We start from the raw sequence: 7,628 nt of genomic DNA on the forward strand, positions 1-7,628 counted from the left end.
CAGATTCACGCAGCCGGACCCGATTGGGTTGCTGGGTGGGTTTAATTTGTATCAGTATGCGCCTAATGGGTTGATGTGGATTGATCCTTGGGGGTTACAGGATTGTCCGGTTATTAAAGCTAAGAACAGAAAAAGTGCTTTAAGACTGGCTAAGGATCATGCCAAAGTACCTAGAATATCAAGAGGAGGGGAAAAAATTAATATTGATGAACTTAATATCTCAAGTAGAGGAAAAAATTGGTCTAAGATGAAATCATCTGGAGCAAAAAGCTTAGGACAAAAAAACGCTAAGGGTAAAAATTATTGGTTTGAGCACCCTGATGGTCATCCTGATGCAGGTTCTATTGGAGTGCCTAAACATCATGAATCTGGACATATACATTCGGTTAATTCTAAAAATGAGGAAATTATAATCACATGGTAATTAATGAAAAATTAATAAAATTCCCTATCCCCAATTGGAATAGAATAATCAATCCAGATCTTGATTCCATGGCATATTGCTTATGTTATCAATACAATATTAATTGTAATGGTTATGGTCCATATGGGTTTAATACTTATTTTGCAAAAAAAATAATTTTAAAAACCTTTCCAAATTTAATGTATTTAGATAAACAGAATAGTGAGTTTATATCATTAAAACACGTCGAAAATATTCAAAGAGATGGTATTTATTTATATGGTGATAAAGAAAAATTAGATTTAATTTATTCTGAATTAAACAAATATTATCTAATAAAAAAGAAAAATGAGATGAAATCAAAAAAAAAGTTATCGCAAGAACCTTTACCTTCCAAACCATTATTATTAGATTTGATAGAAGATAATAAATATAAAAGTGAAGTTATAAAAAAAATATTACATCTTGATTACAAAATACTTATTAGTCATCATTATATGCCTGAAGCAGGGCAAACTTGTATACTATTTGAACAAAATATTCTTTTAAAGATAAAAGAATACGCTCTTTATTATAACGTTCCATTTGTTGAAACAAGTTCAATTGATCAATTGAAAGCATGGTGACCATTATTACTTAACAATAAAGAATTATTAAAAAAAATTCTTTAGATAATTTTTTAAAATCAAAATTATTAGGTAAATAGTACTTAATACAACATGACCTTGCTTAATAAAAAACAGGCAATGTGGCATACGATGCCGCCGCCAACCTGCTGGATAAAAGACGCAACGAAGACAGCAGTACCGACAACCAAAACCTGATACGCTTTAACCAGCTACTCCACTTCCGTGGCCTGCAATACACCTACGACGCACACAGCCGTACCCACAGCAAACAGACCGCCAGCGGTACCCAGTATTACCACTACGATGCCGAACACCGCTTGACCGAAGTGCGTATCGAAAAATTAAACCGTACCGAACGCTACGGCTATGTCTACGATGCCTTAGGCCGACGTATGGAAAAACATCAAATAGACCGAGCGGGCAAAGCCTACAACCGTACCCACTTCCTGTGGGACGGACTAAGAATGATTCAGGAAACCCGTATCGACATAAGCTAAATTGTCTACAAACCACTGGCAAAGATAGAGACCATAAATAAGCAAAATCCCATAGCCAAGAATAATTCATGGCGGCATGTATACTTAGCTGCTGCGGATAAGCAAAAAATAAAATCAAACCTCAAGCCGTTGAAAATAAATGTTAACTAAAACAACGTAGTCAGGAAAATGCAGAATACGGCGTCGATATAAAAGAGTAGCTATAATCACGAGCGTACTCCAGAAAAATCATTGGATGGCATTTTTTAAATATTTGATGATAAAAACGAATGAAGCGGAGTAGACTTAAATAAGGTTAACATCTTGTTTATCTATTCAGTAGCGGCACACAGACTCAAAGAGTTATTGGTTATTCACAAGATTAAGCATGTGCGTAAAAATGTACGTCCACAACAGTCTAAAATAACTCCAATCACAGTTAGTCAGCCTGCTGTAGCGAAAATTAAACCTGAAAGTTTTATTTCAAATGAATTATTTTTGCTTAGTTAAAAATTAATTACATTGTTATATTAAACTAGCATTTAACTCAGTATTAATATATTATTTTAATCTGAAAAGCGAAAGGCTGTGCTACCCAAAACTGTTTCTAAAATATTAAATAAGTCTTAGTGATTTATTTGGTTATATTAAATCAACACAATAAACTGTTGCAAAAAATATTCAATAAAAATTTTAAATTTGTAAACTTTTAATTTTTATAAGCAAATTGAAATTAGTTTTATTAAACATTCCATTTCAGGCGATATGATCATATTGGTGTCGTTATATTCTAAGATGAAATCAATATGGAAAAAAACTACCAATCAAAATTCACTAAATCAAAAAAAGCCTCAGTAGCCACTTCTGATGTATTATCCCAAGCGTGCAGAGTAATCGCTCCCAGTATTTTTCCCGATGCCACATGGAATGAAGCGGAAGTAATCGGGGCTATGATATGGTTATGGAGCAAACATCCTGATTACAAAAACACTGCTATTAACTCTGCCTTAGAGAATTTAATTCCCATTATCCGTTCGAAAAACTTCGCCCTAATCATCACTCAACAGCGCCCTATCGGCTATATCAACTGGGCATATTTGAACCACGAGGAAGAAATTCAGTATTTGAATCAATCAAAAGACTATCTAACTTTTGTCAATTGCATGCAACCAGATCAAGACAAAAATTTATGGATATTATCATTTTTCTGTCCATTTGGTTTACATGATGCTTTACTAACTAAATCAATCTGTAAAAAAGTTCTGCATAATCATTTGTGTTATTTTGGCTACCATAAATCAAAACAACAAACTGTTGTAAAAAATATTCAATGTTAATTTTAAATTTGTAATATTATGATTTTATTAAGTAAATAAAAAAATAGTTTTATAAATCCAATAATTATAAGCGATAAGATCATCTTAGTTTCACCCTTGACTAAGAGGAAATCAGTATGAACAAAATCTACCAAACAAAGTTTAATAAAATAACGGGTACAACGGTAGCCTGTTCAGAACTGGTACGTAGAGCGTGCAAAGTTACAGCTACTTTAACTGTTTTAGCCGCATCGACAACCGCATTTGCTCAGGATTGCATACCCAATGCAGACGGATCAATCTTAGTTGGCGGCGGTGGACCGAATGATGGATGTAATAACGTAAAGGCCGCAACAGTTAATCAAAGTGGTAACGCCGGTTTTTATATTTTGACTCGTAACCATCTACGTGAACCACTTAATGTTGGGGACACTACCTTAAGAGCTAACATAAATGGTGATTATACGGCTTTGGGAAATCAATACTCTTATGGTTATTCTAATGCCGCCATTAATGCCGGTAACATAGATTTTACCGTCAACAGCAATGGCAATTTATCCGGCATTGCCTCATATCACAATGTTGACATAACAGCTAAAAATGTAGAGTTAAATATTAATAATAATTACTCCCGCGGCGGTAACTCAAGTGGTTCCGTCTCCTCCTATGGTATTTTAGCTGGTTCGGCTGCAAATGCTGGCGAAAGAAAAACATTCAATGGTAAATACACCACCATAACAGTGGATAAATTAACCATGAATCAGACAGCCACAGGGGGTAAAACCCAGCCAATATTAAATAATGGTATTCGAGCAATTCAGGGCGCTTTCGATAATTCAGGAGACGGCTCTACTGGGCGCGTTATTGTCAACGATGATTTAGATATGACCTTAACCGGTAATCGATCTATCGGTATTTATGTTTCCGGAAATCAAACCAATCATAAAGCTGCTGAAGATACCGGAGTTGAAGGGCAACTGACCCCAATAGTGGTTTTAAATGGCAAAAACAACAAAATCATCATTAATCAGGGCAGTGACACGTCAACATTAAACTGGGACAGTAACGGCATAAAATTAGGTAAAACGCGTAATACAGGGGAAGGCCCGGGAATACTTGAATCCCATGGAAATTTAACAATTGATACAACAAACGCGAGAAGTGGTAATGGCATAAAAATGGTGCGTAATTCTCTATTTAAAGCCAATTATGAGAATAGTGCCTCCACTATTAAAACCAACGGTTATGCATTAGAAATTGGTACTCACGACGATGCAACCAAAGATGGCAAATACGAACAAGCAGCTGCTCATGGTGTTAGAGCCAGCTTTAAAGATGCCGTTTTCACCACCACCGGTACCAGTGCCGATCCGGTAATTGAGGGCTCAGTGAGCCGGAAAGATTTAATCTTTGTCGATCAGGGACAGGTTGATACAAACTTATCTTTTTCAGGCGATAAAACCAACCTGACTGCTCATAATGAAGGATATATAGTTAATGTCAGTGGCAACTACACAGGGCCTAACTATCAGTACTTTTCAAACACATATGACGATAGCGGAAATGAGCAAGGGCACGAAGCGTATGAAGCTTCTTTAGTAACCTTTAATGCCACAGGTAAAGGCAGTATGACTGGGCTAGTCACCAAAGGAACGGTCAAAACTGAAGAAAAACAAGTGCTGGATGAAAGTTACAAACCTATTCTTAACATCAATTTAGATAATGGTTTTACTTGGAACTTAAAGAAAAGTGGCACCAACAATACCGCAAAATTTGATACCCTGAATCTAACTCACGGCTCTATTTTAAATGCTGCTTTTGATGATGCAGGTGGTAATAATTTCATACTGCAAGGCAACGTGAATAATAATGAAAGTATCATAAATCTCGATAATGCTTCCCATGCTAAATACAATGATATGCTAACCATTGTGGGTAATTACTCCGCAATCAATAATGCAATGGTTAAAATGAATACGCTGTGGAATCAACCGGGTGATGCTGAAGGAAATAATTCTCAATCTGATGTATTAAAAATCACTGGTACGGCCACTGGTGTAACCCGTGTTATACCCTTGAATGCAGACGGCAATGAAAATGTAATTGACGGTAATGTGCAGCAAGTTAATAAAGTTATCAATACCGTACCAGTGGTATATGTTGGTACCAGCAGCAACCTTAGTACCTATAGGAGCCAAAATGCCTTTACAGGCACTGCGCATACAACAGGTGCAACGGAAGTACAATTAGCTAAACGTTCAAGTACAGATGGTGATGTATATTACTGGACAATGCAGGCTAAAGAAGAAATAGGCGGCGAAAATGGAGGTGGTGGTAATAGCGGAGGAGGTGAGACCACCACACCCAAAAAGCCAACACCGATATATACCCATGCCGTTGCCGGTTATGTCGTTATACCGCATATCAATCATGAACAAGGATTTGCCAGTATAAGTACCCTGCATGAACGTCGCGGAGAACACCTGACTTCAGATTTGGCAGATTGTACAAATTGTGACAGCCAGAATAAAAATTTCATCAGTGGACAGACATGGGGACGAGTATTGGGCAAACATCTGAAACAAGATGGTAAAAACCGTTTAAATGCTGATTCTGATATCGCAGGTTTTCAGATAGGGCATGATTTTTTCAACCAGTTGCATGAAAATGGTAGCCACAATCATATTGGCACTTACATCGCTTACAGTAGAGCTAGTACCGATTTTTCTGATCAATACCGTGCGGTAAATGGTGTCATCACAGGTGATAAATATACCGGTAAAGGTAAATCAGATGCCATTAGTCTGGGTATCACCAACACTTATTACAATAGTAATAACAGCTATATCGATCTAGTAGGCCAGTTGTCTTATCTGCATAATAAATACGAAGCACGTGATGACATTAATCCCGATAGCCAAAATGGCTGGGGGTTCGCAATTTCTGTGGAAGCGGGCCAACCATTTGCGCTGACAAAATCAGTAAATACACAAGGTAATTGGAAGATTGAACCACAAGTACAACTGATATACCAATATATCAATCTAAATAGTTTTAATGACCGTTACCGGCATGTCGATCAAAACGGTCAGGATGCGCTACGTGGCCGTGTGGGCGTGCGTGTGGCCTATGATGGCTACACTGCTATTACCAAACCAGCCACTTTTTATGCTCTAGGCAATGTATGGCATGATTTTTTAAATCCAAGTCGTGTAGACATTGGTAGAGATAATCTACGCGAAAAATTTGCCAAAACATGGGGAGAATTAGGTATAGGTCTTAAAATTGCGCTAAAGAATAATAGCTTTATTTATAGCGATGTCCGTTACGAGCATGATTTTGGTAGCACAAAACGCGAAGGATACCGCGGTAGCCTTTCTTTTGAGCACAAATGGAAGTGATGAGAACGAAAGAATGAGTGCTTAGAATTTTATTCTATTGCAAATATTTTCACTAATGTACAACGTGGTCAGGCTAAACGCTCAACCACGTTTTTTTCAGAAATAGATATGCTTGTTTAATCTAAAATGATGTAAATAAAAAGATATTCGTACCAATAAAAATTTATTAATGATTCTGCATAAACGCTTTCATCCTTAATTCATTAGTGGATTTTTATTTTAAAAAATACTCCAATAATATTTATTTTTATCTTTTTTCAAAAAACGCTTTGAATAATTTTAAAAATTTATACAATTAGGGTAATGTTTAATATTTAATATCCTATAGTGGATTTATTCTATTGGTATTCTCTTCAATTATCTGAAACAAATTTCAAACATTCTTTCCAACCTATGCCACTTCTTTCTTGGCCGCATTAACTACCAGGGCTGCCGCTTTTTTCTCCTGCTGCTTTTCTTTGTCCGCTTTGTTTGCCATATCTGTGCTTAGTGTACGTACGCTTTGCATGATGGTGGCGGTGGCATCAGCTACAGCCTGCTGTTTATCCATAATCTGCTGTAAATCCGGCAGTTCATTTACTTTGCTGTGTGCTGTGTTGATGTCGCTTGTCCCTATCGCTGATGTGTAGCTGGTTATGAATAAGATTTGGCGGAACAAACTGATTATTGAGCTTGCGGAGTAGATCTAAAAGATAATAGGTAAAATCCCAACAGGTTAGGTGGGGATTTATTTTATCATTGTTGATATATCACCTCATAATCATCACCTAATTCCATTTGTAGTTTCTCCTTTAAAGATTGTCCCATTTTCCTAAAAACTCTCTCATCATCTAGAGTCGCAAATCCAGAAGTTAAAGGATCATCTAAATTTAATGTTTCATCATATTTATCAGACCAACTATTAAACTCATTTTTGAGCACATTACTTATTGGCAATGAATTAAAATCAATATTTCCAAATGCATCATCTGAGTTAAGCCATAGAGGATAACATTGATAGTCAGCCATTAATTTTATTTTTTTCATTTAACACTCCCAGCAGGATTAGCTCCTACAATAAAACCATTACTACCCGTCGTTACAGCTATACGTTGTTTTTGCCCATTAACCAGAACTTCATAAATTGGAAGTCCCTTTGATAACCAATTATCTTTCCTTTGGATACCGCATCCATAACAACATTCGGTATTTGTGATTTTGAAACGCCTATTTTAGCAAAATCATCAGCATGCTCTCCTGTCCCTTACAATGCATCTACCTGATCTGATAGTGAATATGAACTTAGGGCTTGCCCTGCTATCTGGAATTGCAGTACCCGCATCCCTATTTGCTGCTCTGTTGCTCCTGATTGCTTCATATCTCTTACTAGATTTGTTAGCGTTATTTTCTGGAACGCAGCATTG

Annotated in this window: 7 protein-coding genes; 5 read left to right on the top strand and 2 right to left on the bottom strand. The window is 36.5% G+C overall.

Annotation, left to right across the window (positions count from 1 at the left end; genetic code table 11):
• The 5 genes from J3U75_RS09200 to J3U75_RS09220 form a co-directional block, all read left to right on the top strand.
• Positions 1 to 424 (top strand): RHS repeat-associated core domain-containing protein (locus tag J3U75_RS09200; protein WP_323811365.1); only part of this gene is annotated, 424 nt, incomplete at its 5' end.
• On the top strand, positions 418 to 1,029 hold the full coding sequence (locus J3U75_RS09205; RefSeq protein WP_267391663.1) for a hypothetical protein: 612 nt from the start codon (positions 418 to 420) through the stop codon (positions 1,027 to 1,029). The genes J3U75_RS09200 and J3U75_RS09205, both read left to right, overlap by 7 nt.
• Before the next feature lie 122 nt (positions 1,030 to 1,151).
• A complete protein-coding gene (locus J3U75_RS09210; RefSeq protein ID WP_267391664.1) occupies positions 1,152 to 1,529 on the top strand; it encodes a hypothetical protein in 378 nt (125 codons plus the stop codon).
• A 785-nt stretch (positions 1,530 to 2,314) separates the two neighbouring features.
• A complete protein-coding gene (locus J3U75_RS09215; protein WP_267391665.1) occupies positions 2,315 to 2,845 on the top strand; it encodes a toxin-activating lysine-acyltransferase in 531 nt (176 codons plus the stop codon).
• 116 nt (positions 2,846 to 2,961) lie between these two features.
• Positions 2,962 to 6,225, top strand: coding sequence for an autotransporter outer membrane beta-barrel domain-containing protein (locus tag J3U75_RS09220; protein WP_267391666.1), 3,264 nt, complete (start codon positions 2,962 to 2,964; stop codon positions 6,223 to 6,225).
• Positions 6,226 to 6,616: 391 nt separating this feature from the next.
• Here J3U75_RS09220 and J3U75_RS09225 read toward each other — a convergent pair whose 3' ends face one another.
• Together J3U75_RS09225 and J3U75_RS09230 are read right to left on the bottom strand one after the other, a co-directional pair.
• On the bottom strand, positions 6,617 to 6,883 hold the full coding sequence (locus tag J3U75_RS09225; protein WP_267391667.1) for a hypothetical protein: 267 nt from the start codon (positions 6,881 to 6,883) through the stop codon (positions 6,617 to 6,619).
• A gap of 77 nt (positions 6,884 to 6,960) precedes the next feature.
• Positions 6,961 to 7,251 carry a hypothetical protein gene (locus J3U75_RS09230; protein ID WP_267391668.1) on the bottom strand — a complete coding sequence of 97 codons (291 nt, stop codon included), beginning with the start codon at positions 7,249 to 7,251 and terminating at the stop codon, positions 6,961 to 6,963.
• Positions 7,252 to 7,628: the final 377 nt, after the last annotated feature.

Origin of the sequence: Snodgrassella sp. B3088 (assembly GCF_026535815.1) — a bacterium.
In the GTDB taxonomy this organism is placed as follows: Bacteria; Pseudomonadota; Gammaproteobacteria; order Burkholderiales; family Neisseriaceae; genus Snodgrassella; species Snodgrassella alvi_E.